The sequence below is a fragment of the Macrococcoides bohemicum genome (assembly GCF_016865215.1).
GTDB lineage: Bacteria > Bacillota > Bacilli > Staphylococcales > Staphylococcaceae > Macrococcoides > Macrococcoides bohemicum.
On sequence record NZ_CP054482.1, the window covers coordinates 766,804 to 782,403 of the forward strand.

Below are 15,600 nucleotides of genomic sequence, written 5' to 3' on the forward strand. Positions count from 1 at the left end.
GAAAGGTCTTGATATTGAATGACCAGCTTAAATGTTGAAGCAATCAGAAAAGATTTTCCGATTCTAACTGAACAAGTTAACGGGAAAGATATCATTTATTTAGATTCATCAGCGACTAGTCAGAAACCATCAAGTGTAATAGAGAAAACAAAATATTATTATGAGCATATGAATGCAAATGTACACCGTGGTGTACATACTTTAGGTACGCGTGCTACGGACGGGTATGAAAATGCACGGGAGAGAGTACGTAGCTTTATTAATGCGAAATATTTTGAAGAGATTATTTTTACACGTGGTACGACAACAGCAATTAATACCGTAGCACACAGTTATGGTGATATTGCGGTTAGTGAAGGTGATGAAATTGTCATTACTGAGATGGAACATCATGCAAATTTAGTTCCGTGGCAACAACTTGCGAAACGTAAAAAAGCAGTGCTTAAATATATTCCGCTTGAATCAGATGGCACGGTTACGTTGGAAAATGTACGTGCAACAGTTACAAGCAAGACAAAAATTGTTGCAATGGCACATGTTTCTAACGTTCTAGGCACGATCAATGATGTGAAAAGCATCGCTGAAATTGCACATGAAAATGGGGCTGTGATGGTAGTTGATGGTGCGCAGGCGATACCTCATATGAATGTTGATGTGACTGATTTAAATTGTGACTTCTATGCATTCAGTGGACACAAGATGCTTGGGCCAACAGGTATCGGTGTGTTATATGGAAAAAAAGAATATTTAAATCAAATGGAACCGATTGAATTTGGTGGAGATATGATTGACTTTGTAGGTTTACAGGACTCTACATGGACAGAATTACCGACCAAATTTGAAGCGGGAACACCTTTAATTGCTGAAGCAGTAGGTTTAGCAGAAGCGATCAACTATTTAAGCGATATCGGTATGGACAACGTATTAGCTTATGAACATGAATTAACGACATATGCATACGAAAAAATGAGTGAAATTGAAGGTTTAGAAATTTACGGTCCAACTACAGATAAACGTGCAGGATTAATCACTTTTAATTTAGAAGGTGTACATCCACATGATTTAGCAACTGCCTTAGATTCACATGGCATTGCGATTCGTGCTGGGCATCATTGTGCACAACCTTTAATGAAATGGTTGGGACAGTCTTCTACAGCACGTGCAAGTTTCTACATCTACAATACAAAGGAAGAAGTAGATCAACTTGTTCAAAGCTTGAAAGAAACAAAGGAGTTTTTCAGTTATGAGTTTTAATAATTTAGATCAACTTTATCGTTCTGTCATTATGGATCATTATAAGAATCCTCGTAACAAAGGCGTTATAGAAGATGGTGCCTTAACAATAGATATGAACAATCCAACGTGTGGAGATAGAATTCGACTTACACTTGATATTGTTGACGATATTGTTCAGGATGCTAAGTTTGATGGAGAAGGTTGTTCAATCTCAATGTCTAGCGCATCAATGATGACTGAAGCAATAAAAGGTAAGACAATAGAAGAAGCATTAAAGATGAGTGATGAATTCTCTAAGATGATGCTTGGAGAAGATTATCAAATAGAGGAAGAAGCTGGAGATATTGAAGCACTTTCTGGTGTAGCTAAGTTTCCGGCCCGTATCAAATGTGCGACACTTGCCTGGAAAGCATTAGAACGTGGCACAAAGAATGAAAACTAAAAGGAGTGAGTGAAATGGTTAAACAAGCACCCGATGTTGGTGATTACAAATATGGTTTCCATGATAAAGATGTTTCTATTTTCCGTTCAGAACGTGGACTAACTGAAGATATCGTAAGAGAAATTTCAAAGATGAAGGATGAACCACAGTGGATGTTAGACTTCCGCTTAAAATCTTTAAAACAATTCTACAAAATGCCTATGCCGATGTGGGGTGGGGATTTATCAGAATTAAACTTTGATGAAATTACGTATTATGTTAAACCGTCAGAACATACAGAGCGATCTTGGGACGAAGTACCTGAAGAGATTAAACAAACATTTGATAAATTAGGTATACCTGAAGCTGAACAAAAATATTTAGCTGGGGTATCAGCACAATATGAATCTGAAGTTGTATACCACAATATGCAGGAAGATTTAGAAGAACAAGGCATTATTTTTAAAGATACAGATTCAGCATTACGTGAAAATGAAGATATCTTTAAAGAGTATTTTGCTTCAGTAATTCCACCGGCAGATAATAAATTTGCTGCATTGAACTCTGCTGTTTGGTCAGGTGGATCATTCATCTATGTACCAAAAGGTATAAAATTAGAAACACCATTACAAGCATACTTCCGTATTAACTCTGAGAATATGGGACAATTCGAAAGAACATTAATCATCGTTGACGAAGGCGCAAGTGTACATTACGTTGAAGGATGTACAGCTCCAGTTTATACGACAAATTCTTTACACTCAGCTGTAGTAGAAATCATCGTTAAAAAAGATGCATATTGCCGTTATACGACAATTCAGAACTGGGCAAATAATGTGTTCAACTTAGTTACAAAACGTACATTCGTGTATGAAAATGGAACGATGGAATGGATTGATGGTAACATCGGTTCTAAATTAACAATGAAATACCCTGCATGTTACTTATTAGGTGAAGGTGCACGTGGTATGACATTATCTATCGCTTTAGCAGGTAAAGGACAAGTTCAGGATGCTGGTGCGAAAATGATGCACATGGCACCAAACACTTCTTCTACAATCGTCTCTAAATCGATTTCTAAACAAGGCGGTAAAGTAGTTTACCGTGGTATCGTTCATTTCGGACGTAAAGCGACTGGCGCACGTTCAAACATTGAATGTGATACGTTAATTATGGATAACGAGTCAACATCAGATACAATTCCATACAACGAAATGTTAAACGACAATATTTCGTTAGAGCATGAAGCTAAAGTATCTAAAGTATCAGAAGAACAGTTATTCTACTTAATGAGTCGTGGTATTTCAGAAGAAGAAGCGACAGAAATGATCGTAATGGGCTTCATCGAGCCATTCACAAAAGAATTACCAATGGAATATGCAGTTGAAATGAACCGTTTAATCAAGTTCGAAATGGAAGGTTCTATTGGTTAAAATATATAAAAATGCCTAAGACGCAGTGTCTTAGGCATTTTTTTCTGTATTATAAAATTTACCGATGAATTGTTGTTTGTCGTTAAACAAAGTCGGATAACTTAAAAATCCTACCATCACACTTGATAGTGTTGCTGCTGTCAATAACAAGAACAGAATAAGTAACTGAAATTGTGCAGCAACTATAGGATCAGCCCCACCGATAATTTGTCCGCTCATCATTCCGGGAAGTTGCACGAGCCCCATTGTCTTTTGGCTTTCGATAGTCGGTATCATCGAATTTTTAATTGATGTCATAAGCACTCTGTGAATAGCTTGTTTAGGATTTCCTCCAAGAGATAGAATTAATTCTATCTGTTCATCATTTTGATCAAGTTCACTTAAGAAGCGATTGAGAAATAGTAATGATAATACCATTGCATTACCAATCATCATACCGCTAATCGGAATAACATAACGCGCTTCAAATGGAATAATATGAAAGCCTAGTAGAATAGCTTGCGTAACAACTTCAACTGTGATTAAGGTCAACACAATCTTCCAGGTGATACCTTTTATTCCTTTGCCTTTTTTTATTATATTTTGTGTTGCGGCTGTAATCATAAGTAAAATCATTAACAGTATGTAGATTGGATGATTGCCATCAAAAACAAAAGTCAGTAAATAACCGATAATAATCAGTTGTATTGTACTTCTGATCGTGGCAATGATAATATCTTTTTCAAGACCTAGTTTCAATGTATAACTTAAGACTAAAGGTATCAGTACGAATATAAGTGTTAATGCCAGTTGTGTTAATGTCATTCTATCTCTCCTTTCAGAAAAGCAATCAAGGTTTCATTATTTGATTCAAATAATTGTCTCGCTTCACCTGTAGTAACAACTTCACCATCTTTAAGCATGCAGTAGTAATCTGCAGCCCGTTTCGCCTGTTCAACGTCATGCGTTATCCAGATAACCGTGACGTTATATCTTTCATTGATTTTATGAATCAATGCTTCTACTTCACGTACACTTCGTGGATCTAAGCTCGATGTAATTTCATCGAGTAATAGTACTTTAGGTTCGTTAACTAATGTTCGTGCGATAGATAGGCGTTGACGTTGCCCTCCTGAAAGGTTTTTAACATTCTTGTTTAGGTCAATCGAATCCAGGTTTAACTGATTAAGAAGTTTAGTGGCTGTTTCAAACGGTAGTGTCTGATTAAATATCTTCTTAGGTAGATTGATATTATCGTATACTGTGCCTTGTATCATCGGAGCACTTTGAAGTGCTAATCCAATTTGTTTTTTTAGCTCAACTAAATCTAGTGATTGAATGGATTGATCATCAATTAATATATCACCTGAAGTTGGACTGATTAATCCGTTGATCATTTTTAAAATAGTCGTTTTGCCGGCACCACTAGGACCGATTAAAGCAGTAATCTTACCGGAATGAAAATTTGTAGATACATTTTTTATAATATGTTTATCATTAACAGAAAAATTTACATTATTAAGGGTAATGGTAGTCATAAGTTCTCCAATCTATATTTTGATAAGTTTATGATAAAATAACAGTTAGGTGATGAAATGATTTATATAGGACTTACAGGTTGGGGAGATCATGATTTATTATATGCAGATCTCACAAATAAAAATGAAAAGCTTTATCATTACGGTGCACATTTTCCGATAGTTGAACTAGATGCTACTTATTATTCTGTTCAACCTGAACGCAATATTCAAAAATGGATAAAAGAAACACCGGATAATTTTAAATTTATCGTTAAAATTCATCAAGCACTCACAGGACATGCTGCTGTAGAAGATTTTGCTGTATCGAGAATGGAACTCATTGGACAATTTAAAACAATGCTTCAGCCAATCTATGATGCTGGAAAGCTTGGTTGTTTACTCATTCAGTTTCCGCCCTGGTATGATTGTACTACAGTAAATATCAATTATATTATTTACTTGAAAAATCATTTTAAACAATTTCCTATTTGCATTGAATTCAGAAATGATAGCTGGTTTACACCTGATATGAAAGAACATACAATTAATTTTTTATACGAACAACAGTTGATTCATTCTGTATGTGATGAACCACAGGCGGGTCATGGCAGTATACCATTCGTTAATCGTATCACACATGAGGATGCACTTGTTCGCTTTCATGGGAGAAATGTTGCCGGATGGACAAAAAAAGATTTGTCTGACCAGGAGTGGCGAGATGTACGCTATCTCTATGATTATAACGAAACTGAATTAAAATTTTTAGCGAAAGAACTTCAAATTCTCGATCAGAAAGCGAGAAATGTTTATGTTGTATTTAATAATAATTCAGGCGGTCATGCAGCCGGCAATGCGAAAAGAATGTGTGAAATATTAAATATCGAATATACAGGTTTAAACTTTAAACAACTAAAACTATTTTAGGAAGTGTCGAAATGAGTATGACTGCAATTTTTGTTTTAATATTTTTAGGTTTATTTTCAAGTATTATCGGTTCAATTGTTGGTATCGGCGGTGGCATCATTATTGTGCCGGCTTTAATTTATTTAGGTATGGAAATTGGATTGATAGATGGTATTACACCACAGAAAGCGATTGGAACATCTACTGTAATTTTAATTTCAACAGGCTTATCTGCATCTCTTGGCTATATAAAAAACAAACAGGCAGATCTTAAAAATGCTGTTATCTTTATGGTAGGTATCATTCCTGGAGCATTGGTAGGTGCTCATTTAAGTCAGTATTTAACGATACATCGCTTTAATCTTTATTTCGGTATATTCTTAATTATTATGAGTATTGTCTTAATGGTAAGAGATAAAATAAAACCGATTAAATTCTTCCAGAATAAAAAGTATGAAAAATCGTATACCGATATAAAAGGTGATACTTACCATTATAGTATTGCACCGATACCAGCTGTATTATTAACATTTCTGGTAGGATGTTTAACAGGTCTTTTTGGAATCGGAGGAGGCGCATTGATGACACCTCTGATGATTATCATTTTTAGATTTCCGCCTCATATTGCAGTAGGAACGAGCATGATTATGATATTCGTATCAAGTGTGAGTGGTGCAACGAGTCATATTGTACAAGGGAATATTATATGGTCATATGCAATTATACTGATTATCGCTAGTTTTATCGGTGCAAAAATCGGTGTTCAGATTAATAAACGCATGAAATCAACAACAGTTGTTCTGATGTTACGTATTATATTAATGCTATTAGGAATATATTTAATTATAAAAAGCTTCACTGGATGATAAGGAGGCAAGTGAATGGATATAAAAATATTTCATACGAATGACATACATAGTTATTTATCAAACTATAAGAAAATCACACGTTATATTCTTGATATAAAATCAGAATCACAAAACATGCTTTATTTAGATTTAGGCGATCATGTTGATAGAAGTCATCCATTTACAGAAGCAACGCTTGGTCAGGCAAATGTTCAATTGTTAAACGAAGCGCAGGTGGATGTCGTAACACTTGGTAATAATGAAGGAATAACTTTAAATTTTGATGATTTAAATCGACTTTATCAGGATGCAAATTTTAAAGTGACTTGCTGTAATTTATTTGATGAAGCTGGTGATTTGCCTAGTAATATTGATAAATCAGTGATTTATCAAAAAGATGGTATTAAGTTTGGTATTGTTGGTGCTACGGCTGAATTTACACCATTTTATAAAGCTTTAGGATGGATTGTTACAGATCCGATGACAGCTATTACTGAAGAAATACAAAATTTACGACCGAATGTTGATGTCGTTATCGTTTTAAGTCATTTAGGTAAATTTTTTGATAGAACGCTTGCAGAAAGTCATCCGGAAATCGATTTGATTCTAGGTGCACATACACATCATTATTTTGAACATGGTGAGCAAGTTAACGGTGTTCTAATCGGAGCGGCAGGAAGATATGGTGAATATCTAGGGGAAGTTACATTGTCTTTTGATGGTGATAAGCTTGTTAATAAAAAAGCGAGATTAATTAATACAGATGATATATTTAATACTGAAGATGATTACTATTCACAAGGTAAAACGTTATTATCAGAACCGATTACAGAAAGGCAAATTGATTTACCAAGAAGATTATATAGTGCATCATATACGACATACATATTAGCTGATAAACTAATGCAATTTACTGGTGGTGAATGTGCGTTAATCAATACCGGACTTATCGTTAATGGATATACCGGCAATCAATTTACAAAATATGAACTGCATAAAATGTTGCCACATCCGATTAATCCTGTAAAAATTAATTTGACCGGACGTGAGTTAAAAGAAGTGATAAACGTTAGTCAACAACATGAATATAAAGATGAAATCGTTAAAGGATTTGGTTTTAGAGGCGATCTATTTGGTATGTATGTATTACATAATATCGGGTATATACAATCACAGCAAAGATATTTTATTGGTACAGACGAAATTGATAATCATAAGAATTACAAATTAGCAACATTAGATATGTATACTTTTGGCCGATTCTTCCCACAGTTTGTTCAAAATGAAAAAGAATATTTCATGCCTGAATTTTTGCGTGATCTAATGCAAACAGCAATCGAAAATAATGAGTACAATTTTTGAACAATAAAATCTTAGAATTTCAAAATAATAACTTTATGTTATAATTGTAGCATAATTAATTGGAGGGATTGAATTGGCGACTAAGAACGAAGAAATCTTAAGAAAACCCGAATGGCTTAAAATTAAATTAAATACAAATAAGAATTACACCGACCTAAAAAAAATGATGCGTGAGCATAATTTAAATACAGTTTGTGAAGAAGCAAAATGTCCTAATATTCATGAATGTTGGGGTGAACGTCGTACAGCTACAATTATGATTTTAGGTGCCGTATGTACCCGTGCATGTCGTTTCTGTGCCGTTAAGACAGGTTTACCGAACGAACTTGATTTAAATGAACCGGAACGAGTTGCAGAATCTGTACGTCTAATGAATCTTAAGCACGTTGTAATCACTGCAGTAGCACGTGATGATTTAAAAGATGGTGGTTCTGAAGTATATGCTGAAACGATTCGTAAAGTACGTGAAGTAAATCCTTATACCACTATAGAAGTCTTACCGTCAGATATGGGTGGAAGTTTTGATAACTGGGAACGTTTAATGAATGCACGTCCTGATATTTTAAATCATAATATTGAAACAGTGCGCCGTTTAACACCAAGAGTTCGTGCCCGTGCAAAATATGATCGCTCATTAGAAGTATTACGTCGTTCAAAAGAATTACAACCAGATATTCCTACAAAATCAAGCTTAATGGTTGGCTTAGGTGAAACTTGGGAAGAAATTTTAGAGGTTATGGATGATTTACGTGCAAACGATGTAGATATAATGACAATTGGTCAATATTTACAACCTTCACGTAAACATTTAAAAGTTCAAAAATATTATACACCATTAGAGTTTGGTAAATTACGTAAAATAGCAATGGAAAAAGGTTTTAAACATTGTCAGGCTGGTCCTATGGTACGTAGTTCTTACCATGCAGATGAGCAGGTAAATGCAGCAGCAAAAGAAAAACACAGATTAGGTGAAGCTGCAAGCGAGTAGGTGACTTATGATTATTAACGTGAATCAACATTACTTTCATATTATAGAAAATCATAAAGATGCATTTAATCAGGAAATGTTCGAAGGACGTTATTCAGAAATTTTAGATCGTTATCCATATATTGTCGGAGATATAGGATTTGAACAACTAAGGTTGAAAGGTTTCTTTGATGATAAGAAAAAAGGTGCTGATATCAGTAAGAGGTTTTCTGCAATTCAGGACTACTTATTAGAGTACTGCAATTTTGGATGCGCCTATTTCGTGTTAAAACGTTTAACTGAAAGTGAAATTGTAAAATTAACACAGCCTGAATTAATAACAGATATTGAATCGAATGAAGACACTAACCAGACTGAAGCAACAAAAGAAGTAGAAGGTTTTGATGAAAATAATGAGGCTTTTCCAATAGAATTAACTTCAGAAGAAGAAAATTTAGTAAATGCGACGAGTGAATCTAATGAAAAGAATATGAAGACATTTAGTGATTTCATTAATTAATTTAAAATTCCAGCTTACTTCGGTAAGCTGGAATTTTTTAATGGATCACTTCGTTAAGGAATTCAGTGATTTCTATAGCGTCAGCGTCACTAATGCCAAACACATGGGCAATATAACCTTCTTCATCGAGGTCATCGCGACCAATAATACCGAATTTATTCGACTGAGTATTGAGCACAATCGTTTTGCCATAATGTCTATCTGTTTGAATCAGTGCTAAGTCATGTCGATTTTCACCAACAAAGCTTACAAATCGTATATTTGCCTTTTCAGTATCATCGTATAAATACATATCTATCATTAAGCATTCCTCCAGTAATTTTATTATACATGTTGTGTATTGCTTTTCAAAATTTGATAGAATAGTGGTGGAGGCGATCAGATGTATTTTGTAGATAGAGATGAATTAGAAGAAAAACTCGTGTATATTGATAAGTTATCAAAAGAAGTAGTAAATTCTGAAGGATTCGCATTAGAACGTGTATGTCATATGCTTATAGAAGCAGTTGTTGATGTAGGAAATATGATTATTGATGGATTTGTTATGCGTGATCCTGGTAGTTATCAGGATGTCATTGATATTTTAGAGATGGAAAAGGTGATTTCTTCGTTATCTAAAGATGAAATTAGTAAGACATTACCAACACGTCAATGGTTTGTTCGAAACTATACTGATATTAACCATGCAGAAGTAAAGCGCATTTTTATGGAGAACATCAATGCCTATCAAAAATTCAAAAACGATGTTGATACGTTTATAGCAAATGAACTTGGCCCTGTATCAGCGTTTGGGAAAGGTAGTAAAAATGAAAAAATATAGTGGATACTTATTAGATTTAGATGGCACGATGTATGCCGGAACAGAGGTCATTGAAGGTGCTAGAGAATTTATTGCCTATTTAGCGAATAATAACTTACCTTATTTATTTGTAACAAATAACGCATCGAAAAGACCCGATGAAGTTGCGGATAAACTCTCTAAGATGGGATTTGTAGCACATGCTGATAACGTTGTCACAAGCGCGATGGCTACAGCATCATATATAGCTGATGAAAAACCTGGTGCAACGGTCTATGTTATTGGTGGAACAGGTATTCGTCAAGCGTTAGAAGATGAAGGTTTAGTGATTAAAGAAGAAGAACATGTAGATTATGTTGTTATCGGATTGGATGTAGATATCAACTATGAAAAATTATCAATCGCTTGTTTAGCTGTACGAAACGGTGCGAAATTTATTTCTACTAATCCAGATACATCGATTCCAACTGAACGTGGTTTCTTACCTGGTAATGGTGCATTAACAAGTGTTATCACTGTTTCAACTGGCGTGGAACCTAAGTTTATCGGTAAACCGATGTCTACAATTATGAATAAAGCTGTTGAAATGATTGGACTGGATAAGTCAGAACTTGTTATGATTGGTGACTTATATATGACAGATATTATGAGTGGTATTAATAGTGATATCGATACACTTCATGTACAGACAGGTGTTTCAACTTATGAACAGGTCATGGCTGAAGCGGTACCACCGACATATAGTGTTAAGAACCTATTAGAAGTAATCGACATGTATGAAGGGGAATAATATGAAAGTATTGATTACAAGAAGTATTCCAAAGCATTATGTTGAGCAATTAGAATCTATTGCAGAGGTAGAAGTTTATCCAGAGACCATTAAACCGATGCCAAGAGAAACATTACTAGAATCATCAAAAGATAAATCTATTATCATTTCTATGTTAAGTGATAATATTGATAGAGAATTTATGGATAACAACCCGGACCTTAAAGCAGTAATCAATCTTGCAGTGGGTTATGACAATATTGATATCGATTATGCAAGTAGTAAAGATATAATTATTTGTAATACACCTGATGTACTTACAGAAACAACTGCTGAACTCGCATTTACTTTAATGCTTGTTACAGCAAGACGCATCATTGAAGCAAATGAATTAGTAAAAGAGGGCAATTGGGTTGGATGGTCTCCTTATTTACTTGCCGGACTTGATGTGTACAAAAAGACAGTTGGAATTTTTGGTATGGGAAATATCGGTACGGCATTAGCGAAACGCTGTATTGGACTAAACATGCACGTTCAATATCATAACCGTAGTGAAAGCGAAGCTGCAAAAGCACTTGGAGCTAATTATGTATCTTTTGATGAATTGCTGGAAACAAGTGACTTTATCATATGTACTGCACCATTAACAAATGAAACAAAAAATATATTTAATAAAGATGCATTTAAAAAGATGAAATCAAGTGCGATATTTATAAATATCGGTCGTGGTGGGCATGTTGTTGAAAATGACTTACTGGAAGCCATTCAAAACGAAGAGATTTATGCAGCAGGGGTCGATGTATTAAATAACGAACCTGTAGGGAAAGAGCATCCATTCCTATCTGAAAAGCGTATTACAGTTCTTCCGCATATCGGAAGTGCAACAGTAGATACGAGAAATGCGATGATTGAGCTGTGTATAAAAAATGCTAAGTTAATTATTGAAGATAAAAAACCTGTAAGTGAAGTGAAAAAATAATTAAAAGAATGATCCATGATCAGGATCATTCTTTTTTTAGTGATTATATTATTATTTAATTTCTATTTTTGTGTCCTTATTTTCTATTTTATCAGGAGACTGTAAAAAGGCATTTGATTCAATTTCAAAACCTAAATCTTCGATGATCTGATAATCTTCTTTGTTTGGTTGACCTTCAGTTACTAGATAATCACCAACAAAGATAGAGTTAGCAGCATACAAGGCAAGAGGCTGTAAAGAGCGAAGGTTGACTTCACGGCCGCCTGAAACGCGAATTTCTTTCGTTGGATTAACAAGACGGAATAAAGATAAAATCTTTAAGCATTTATTTGGAGTCAATTCATCTTTATCTTCAAACTTTGTTCCCTTTATCGCATGTAAGAAGTTTACCGGGATACTATCAGCATCAATTGCTTTAAGTGCAAATGCCATATCAACGATATCTTCATCTGTTTCCCCCATACCACAAATTACGCCGGAACAAGGTGAGATATTATTAGCTTTCATAATTTCAACAGTATTTACTCGATCTTCATATGTATGTGTAGAAACGACTTCTTCATGATATCGTTCACTCGTGTTGAGATTATGGTTATATCGATCTACACCTGCAGTTTTTAATTTTTTTGCCTGCTCATCATTCGTTAATCCAAGACAAGCGCAAATTTTGAGCTGCGGATGATTTTCTTTAATCGCTTCAACAGCGTTCGTAACTCGGTTGACTTCACGGTTTGTAGGCTTACGTCCACTCATAACGATGCAATAAGTACCTACTTTATTTTTAACTGCACTATCTGCCCCTTGAATAATCTTATCCTCATCGACTAAAGCGTAAGGTGTACAACCTGTTTCATTTTTATCTACTTTGATTGATTGACCACAATAGCCACAGTCCTCCGCACAGAGACCACTTTTTGCATTTAAGATCATATTAAGTTTTACCTTGTTTTGATAATAGTGATAACGTACTTGATAAGCATCATTTAATAATGATAATAATTGATGATCCGGCGTTTGTAGAATTTGGAGTGCTTCTTCTTTTGTTAACGTATAGCCATTAATGACACTTTCTGCATAATTCAATTTTAGTCCCCCTAATAATTAGTTAACTAAATTATATCATAGGTTTACAATAGGTGGAGATTAAATTAGTAGTAGGTCATAAAATTTGATTTAGGTTATTTATTAATCAATCTCATTTATTTATATTTTAAAGATTTGGCGGAATCGATATTATTATCGTCAAAATAAAAAACCGAGACTGTTGTCTCGGTTCAAATGATCATTAAAATACTTGTTCTACTTCCACAACGCCAGGTACTTCTTCAAGTAACGCGCGTTCAATACCAGCTTTTAATGTAATTGTTGATGAAGGACAAGTACCACATGCACCTAAAAGGCGAAGTTTAACAATTCCATCTTCAACATCTACTAATTCACAATCGCCACCATCTCTTAATAAGAATGGGCGTAATTTTTCTAACACTTCATTCACAGCATCAAACATTGTTTGTTGTTCAGTTGTCATTTTAACTCCTTTCGAGTAAATGTAGTGGTTTACTCTAACTTTTTTAGTATAATCAATATAGCATATAAATATGATAGTTTAAAGGGGGATGTATTATAAATGATAAATGTTATCATTTACGGTGCAGATGTTGTGTGTGCAAGTTGTGTTAATGCACCGACGTCAAAAGATATTTATGACTGGATTCAACCGAATTTAGATCGAAAGTTTCCGGACTTACAATTTAACTATAATTATATCGACATTAATAAATCTGAAAACTTAACAGATCATGATGAAAATATCATTGAACAGATTAACAATGATGAGTTATTCTATCCGTTAATTACGATGGATGATGAAATTGTGGCTGATGGATATATTCAATTACCACAGGTTACTAAATTCGTAGAAGAACATTATGTAAAATAAAACGATTAGGATGACCTAATCGTTTTATTTTATCCATTGTGATATTTATATAACCATAAAACACCTGACTTCATTAATCTTGCGAGTCTTCCAGTCACTGTTTTCTCCATTAAATAAGCAAAACCTTCTTTTTCTCCTAAAGATCCCATAAACCCTTGTAATTTTAATTCTGGCATGACTTCAGGTAGTGGTTTATCTGACCAGATCATTTTCATTACATCGATGATTTGTTCTGCCTGAACTTCAGCAAGTTGTGCACTTGGTGCATGTGGTAATGCAGCACAATCGCCAACGACATAAACATTTGGATTCGACGGGATTTGATGATATTGATTTAATTTAACACGATTACCATCACCGATTTCCACTGGCAGGTTACGTACAATTTCAACAGGTTGTATACCTGCAGTCCATACACAAATATCTACTGAATATGAAATGTCATTATTATAAAGCATACCAGGTTCAACTTTAACAACGTTTGAATTAGGTATAACTTCAACATCGTTCTTATCAAACCATTTCTTAACGTAGTTACTTAATTTCTCAGGGAAAGCTGGTAATATTCTTTCACCTCTGTCAAATAGTTGTATCTTTAAATCTTTTCTTGATTCACGTAATTCACTTGCAAGTTCAATACCACTTAAACCAGCTCCTACGATTCCCACTGTAGAGCCAGATGGCAAGTCAGCTATCGACTGATAAGTTTTACGTGCTTTTGTCATTGTCTGTATGCTGTATGTGTATTCTTCTGCACCAGGAACGTTATGATATTTGTCTTCACAACCAAGACCAATTACTAACTCATCATAATCTACATGATTTTCACCGATAGACACAATTTGTTTTTCAAGGTCTATTTGTGTAACTTCTCCATAGACGACATTTAGGCGCTTATCTTGTGGAAATTCTACACGTACCTCTTTATCTGATTCTGTTCCGGCAGCAAGTGCATAAAACTCTGTCTTTAAACCATGAAATGGAATCTTATCGATTAATGTGATATTGTATTCCGTTGGTAATGTATTCGGTAGAAGTCTTTGCATAATACGCATATTACCATAGCCCCCACCAAGTAATACTAAATTTTTCATTGTTTTAATCCCCTTCGTAAGTCAAAGTTCTATTGTTTTTCCTCAATCTAAATTATAATATAGATTACCATTAAATTATAGCGATTATATAATACTAACGATAACAAAAGTTGATATAAAATGATAAGTAAAAGTTATCATTATTAAGGAAGATGAAAATGAATCCAATTGTGGAGTTTTGTATTTCAAATTTAGCCAAAGGCAGTCAAAGTGTGTTTGATGAATTATCTAATGATCCAAATATTGATGTGTTAGACTATGGTTGTCTAACATATTGTGGACAGTGTAATGATAGTCTTTATGCGCTTGTTAACGGGGATATCGTAACAGGCGACACACCAGAACTATTAAAACAAAATATATACAAACATATCGAAGAATCATGGTTATTTTAAGGAGGAATTTATTATGAGTACTGTAATTTTAACAGAAGCAGCTGCATATGAAGTTAAATCAATGATGGAAAGCAATGGGTTACCGAACGGTTACCTACGAATTTCGGTAAAAGGTGGCGGCTGTACTGGTTTATCATACGGTATGAGCGCTGAAGAAAGTCCTGACGAAAATGATGAAGTTTTAGATTATTATGGTGTGAAAGTATTAGTAGATAAAGCAGATGCGCCAATATTAAATGGAACGACTGTAGATTTTAAACAATCATTAATGGGTGGTGGATTTGCAATTGAAAATCCTAATGCGATTGCAGCTTGTGGATGTGGTAGTTCATTTAGAACAAAAGATGTCGCAGGTACACCAGAAAATTGTTAAGCGTCTGTATAATAATATTCACAATTCACTTGTATTTATAGTATAAAAGTCTTAATATATAAG

At 34.3% G+C, this 15,600-nt stretch carries 19 protein-coding genes and 1 pseudogene; 14 read left to right on the plus strand and 6 right to left on the minus strand.

Annotated elements, in window-relative coordinates:
- Positions 1-18: 18 nt before the first annotated feature.
- From HT586_RS04015 to sufB, 3 genes are read left to right on the plus strand one after another with little or no spacing between them, the layout of a single operon-like run.
- Positions 19-1,254, plus strand: a complete 1,236-nt coding sequence (locus tag HT586_RS04015; protein ID WP_133353653.1) for a cysteine desulfurase — start codon at positions 19-21, stop codon at positions 1,252-1,254.
- The gene (sufU, locus tag HT586_RS04020) at positions 1,244-1,678 is read left to right on the plus strand and encodes a Fe-S cluster assembly sulfur transfer protein SufU (protein WP_096077053.1); all 435 of its coding nucleotides are present in this window, start codon (positions 1,244-1,246) and stop codon (positions 1,676-1,678) included. The genes HT586_RS04015 and sufU overlap by 11 nt, the downstream gene beginning before the upstream one ends.
- A 14-nt stretch (positions 1,679-1,692) precedes the next feature.
- Entirely contained in the window at positions 1,693-3,090 is a 1,398-nt protein-coding gene (sufB, locus tag HT586_RS04025; protein WP_133353651.1) for a Fe-S cluster assembly protein SufB, read from the plus strand.
- Positions 3,091-3,120: 30 nt separating this feature from the next.
- Here the strand turns inward: sufB and HT586_RS04030 are convergent, their stop codons facing one another.
- The gene (locus HT586_RS04030; protein WP_133353589.1) at positions 3,121-3,894 is read right to left on the minus strand and encodes an ABC transporter permease; all 774 of its coding nucleotides are present in this window, start codon (positions 3,892-3,894) and stop codon (positions 3,121-3,123) included.
- Positions 3,891-4,607 (minus strand): ABC transporter ATP-binding protein, encoded by a 717-nt coding sequence (locus tag HT586_RS04035; RefSeq protein WP_133353588.1) that lies wholly within the window; start codon positions 4,605-4,607, stop codon positions 3,891-3,893. Before HT586_RS04035 ends, HT586_RS04030 begins: the two co-directional genes overlap by 4 nt.
- Positions 4,608-4,664: 57 nt before the next feature.
- On the opposite strand from HT586_RS04035, the gene HT586_RS04040 reads away from it, so the two are divergent.
- The 5 genes and pseudogenes from HT586_RS04040 to HT586_RS04060 form a co-directional block, all read left to right on the plus strand.
- Positions 4,665-5,513 carry a DUF72 domain-containing protein gene (locus HT586_RS04040; protein WP_096077049.1) on the plus strand — a complete coding sequence of 283 codons (849 nt, stop codon included), beginning with the start codon at positions 4,665-4,667 and terminating at the stop codon, positions 5,511-5,513.
- Positions 5,514-5,524: 11 nt separating this feature from the next.
- The gene (locus HT586_RS04045) at positions 5,525-6,358 is read left to right on the plus strand and encodes a sulfite exporter TauE/SafE family protein (protein WP_203546350.1); all 834 of its coding nucleotides are present in this window, start codon (positions 5,525-5,527) and stop codon (positions 6,356-6,358) included.
- 15 nt (positions 6,359-6,373) lie between these two features.
- Positions 6,374-7,702 (plus strand): bifunctional metallophosphatase/5'-nucleotidase, encoded by a 1,329-nt coding sequence (locus HT586_RS04050; RefSeq protein ID WP_096077048.1) that lies wholly within the window; start codon positions 6,374-6,376, stop codon positions 7,700-7,702.
- A gap of 73 nt (positions 7,703-7,775) precedes the next feature.
- Positions 7,776-8,690 carry a lipoyl synthase gene (lipA, locus tag HT586_RS04055; protein ID WP_203546351.1) on the plus strand — a complete coding sequence of 305 codons (915 nt, stop codon included), beginning with the start codon at positions 7,776-7,778 and terminating at the stop codon, positions 8,688-8,690.
- Between the two features lie 10 nt (positions 8,691-8,700).
- Positions 8,701-9,042: pseudogene (locus tag HT586_RS04060) on the plus strand (YutD family protein); the annotation flags it as partial.
- A gap of 184 nt (positions 9,043-9,226) precedes the next feature.
- Here HT586_RS04060 and HT586_RS04065 read toward each other — a convergent pair.
- The gene (locus HT586_RS04065; protein ID WP_096077046.1) at positions 9,227-9,490 is read right to left on the minus strand and encodes a DUF3055 domain-containing protein; all 264 of its coding nucleotides are present in this window, start codon (positions 9,488-9,490) and stop codon (positions 9,227-9,229) included.
- Between the two features lie 81 nt (positions 9,491-9,571).
- Here HT586_RS04065 and HT586_RS04070 point away from each other — a divergent pair, with 81 nt between their 5' ends.
- From HT586_RS04070 to HT586_RS04080, 3 genes are read left to right on the plus strand one after another with little or no spacing between them, the layout of a single operon-like run.
- Complete coding sequence (locus HT586_RS04070; protein WP_111746918.1) at positions 9,572-10,009, plus strand: DUF86 domain-containing protein; 438 nt, start codon at positions 9,572-9,574, stop codon at positions 10,007-10,009.
- Complete coding sequence (locus tag HT586_RS04075) at positions 9,996-10,778, plus strand: TIGR01457 family HAD-type hydrolase (protein WP_096077044.1); 783 nt, start codon at positions 9,996-9,998, stop codon at positions 10,776-10,778. The genes HT586_RS04070 and HT586_RS04075 overlap by 14 nt, the downstream gene beginning before the upstream one ends.
- Position 10,779: 1 nt before the next feature.
- Positions 10,780-11,736, plus strand: coding sequence for a 2-hydroxyacid dehydrogenase (locus tag HT586_RS04080; protein ID WP_203546352.1), 957 nt, complete (start codon positions 10,780-10,782; stop codon positions 11,734-11,736).
- Positions 11,737-11,787: 51 nt separating this feature from the next.
- Here the strand turns inward: HT586_RS04080 and bioB are convergent, their stop codons facing one another.
- Together bioB and HT586_RS04090 are read right to left on the minus strand one after the other, a co-directional pair.
- Positions 11,788-12,819, minus strand: coding sequence for a biotin synthase BioB (bioB, locus tag HT586_RS04085; RefSeq protein WP_203546353.1), 1,032 nt, complete (start codon positions 12,817-12,819; stop codon positions 11,788-11,790).
- A gap of 202 nt (positions 12,820-13,021) precedes the next feature.
- Positions 13,022-13,339: a NifU family protein gene (locus tag HT586_RS04090; protein ID WP_407943983.1), complete on the minus strand. Its 318-nt coding sequence runs from the start codon at positions 13,337-13,339 to the stop codon at positions 13,022-13,024.
- A gap of 24 nt (positions 13,340-13,363) precedes the next feature.
- Between HT586_RS04090 and HT586_RS04095 the strand changes: the two genes are divergently transcribed.
- Positions 13,364-13,675 carry a YuzD family protein gene (locus tag HT586_RS04095; protein WP_133353585.1) on the plus strand — a complete coding sequence of 104 codons (312 nt, stop codon included), beginning with the start codon at positions 13,364-13,366 and terminating at the stop codon, positions 13,673-13,675.
- A gap of 29 nt (positions 13,676-13,704) precedes the next feature.
- Here the strand turns inward: HT586_RS04095 and HT586_RS04100 are convergent, their stop codons facing one another.
- A complete protein-coding gene (locus tag HT586_RS04100) occupies positions 13,705-14,769 on the minus strand; it encodes an NAD(P)/FAD-dependent oxidoreductase (RefSeq protein ID WP_133353584.1) in 1,065 nt (354 codons plus the stop codon).
- Between the two features lie 158 nt (positions 14,770-14,927).
- Between HT586_RS04100 and HT586_RS04105 the strand changes: the two genes are divergently transcribed.
- Together HT586_RS04105 and HT586_RS04110 are read left to right on the plus strand one after the other, a co-directional pair.
- The gene (locus HT586_RS04105) at positions 14,928-15,164 is read left to right on the plus strand and encodes a YuzB family protein (protein WP_096077039.1); all 237 of its coding nucleotides are present in this window, start codon (positions 14,928-14,930) and stop codon (positions 15,162-15,164) included.
- A 13-nt stretch (positions 15,165-15,177) separates the two neighbouring features.
- Positions 15,178-15,537, plus strand: coding sequence for a HesB/IscA family protein (locus tag HT586_RS04110; protein ID WP_096077038.1), 360 nt, complete (start codon positions 15,178-15,180; stop codon positions 15,535-15,537).
- Positions 15,538-15,600: the final 63 nt, after the last annotated feature.

What these genes read in the sequence shown, in the direction of transcription:
- HT586_RS04030 (WP_133353589.1), bottom strand. Translation starts at nt 3,894, where the DNA reads ATGACATTAACACAACTGGCATTAACACTTATATTCGTACTGATACCT.
- HT586_RS04075 (WP_096077044.1), top strand. Translation starts at nt 9,996, where the DNA reads ATGAAAAAATATAGTGGATACTTATTAGATTTAGATGGCACGATGTAT.
- HT586_RS04035 (WP_133353588.1), bottom strand. Translation starts at nt 4,607, where the DNA reads ATGACTACCATTACCCTTAATAATGTAAATTTTTCTGTTAATGATAAA.
- HT586_RS04065 (WP_096077046.1), bottom strand. Translation starts at nt 9,490, where the DNA reads ATGATAGATATGTATTTATACGATGATACTGAAAAGGCAAATATACGA.
- HT586_RS04045 (WP_203546350.1), top strand. Translation starts at nt 5,525, where the DNA reads ATGAGTATGACTGCAATTTTTGTTTTAATATTTTTAGGTTTATTTTCA.
- HT586_RS04070 (WP_111746918.1), top strand. Translation starts at nt 9,572, where the DNA reads ATGTATTTTGTAGATAGAGATGAATTAGAAGAAAAACTCGTGTATATT.
- sufB (WP_133353651.1), top strand. Translation starts at nt 1,693, where the DNA reads ATGGTTAAACAAGCACCCGATGTTGGTGATTACAAATATGGTTTCCAT.
- HT586_RS04015 (WP_133353653.1), top strand. Translation starts at nt 19, where the DNA reads ATGACCAGCTTAAATGTTGAAGCAATCAGAAAAGATTTTCCGATTCTA.
- HT586_RS04080 (WP_203546352.1), top strand. Translation starts at nt 10,780, where the DNA reads ATGAAAGTATTGATTACAAGAAGTATTCCAAAGCATTATGTTGAGCAA.
- HT586_RS04095 (WP_133353585.1), top strand. Translation starts at nt 13,364, where the DNA reads ATGATAAATGTTATCATTTACGGTGCAGATGTTGTGTGTGCAAGTTGT.
- HT586_RS04050 (WP_096077048.1), top strand. Translation starts at nt 6,374, where the DNA reads ATGGATATAAAAATATTTCATACGAATGACATACATAGTTATTTATCA.
- HT586_RS04105 (WP_096077039.1), top strand. Translation starts at nt 14,928, where the DNA reads ATGAATCCAATTGTGGAGTTTTGTATTTCAAATTTAGCCAAAGGCAGT.
- sufU (WP_096077053.1), top strand. Translation starts at nt 1,244, where the DNA reads ATGAGTTTTAATAATTTAGATCAACTTTATCGTTCTGTCATTATGGAT.
- HT586_RS04110 (WP_096077038.1), top strand. Translation starts at nt 15,178, where the DNA reads ATGAGTACTGTAATTTTAACAGAAGCAGCTGCATATGAAGTTAAATCA.
- HT586_RS04100 (WP_133353584.1), bottom strand. Translation starts at nt 14,769, where the DNA reads ATGAAAAATTTAGTATTACTTGGTGGGGGCTATGGTAATATGCGTATT.
- HT586_RS04040 (WP_096077049.1), top strand. Translation starts at nt 4,665, where the DNA reads ATGATTTATATAGGACTTACAGGTTGGGGAGATCATGATTTATTATAT.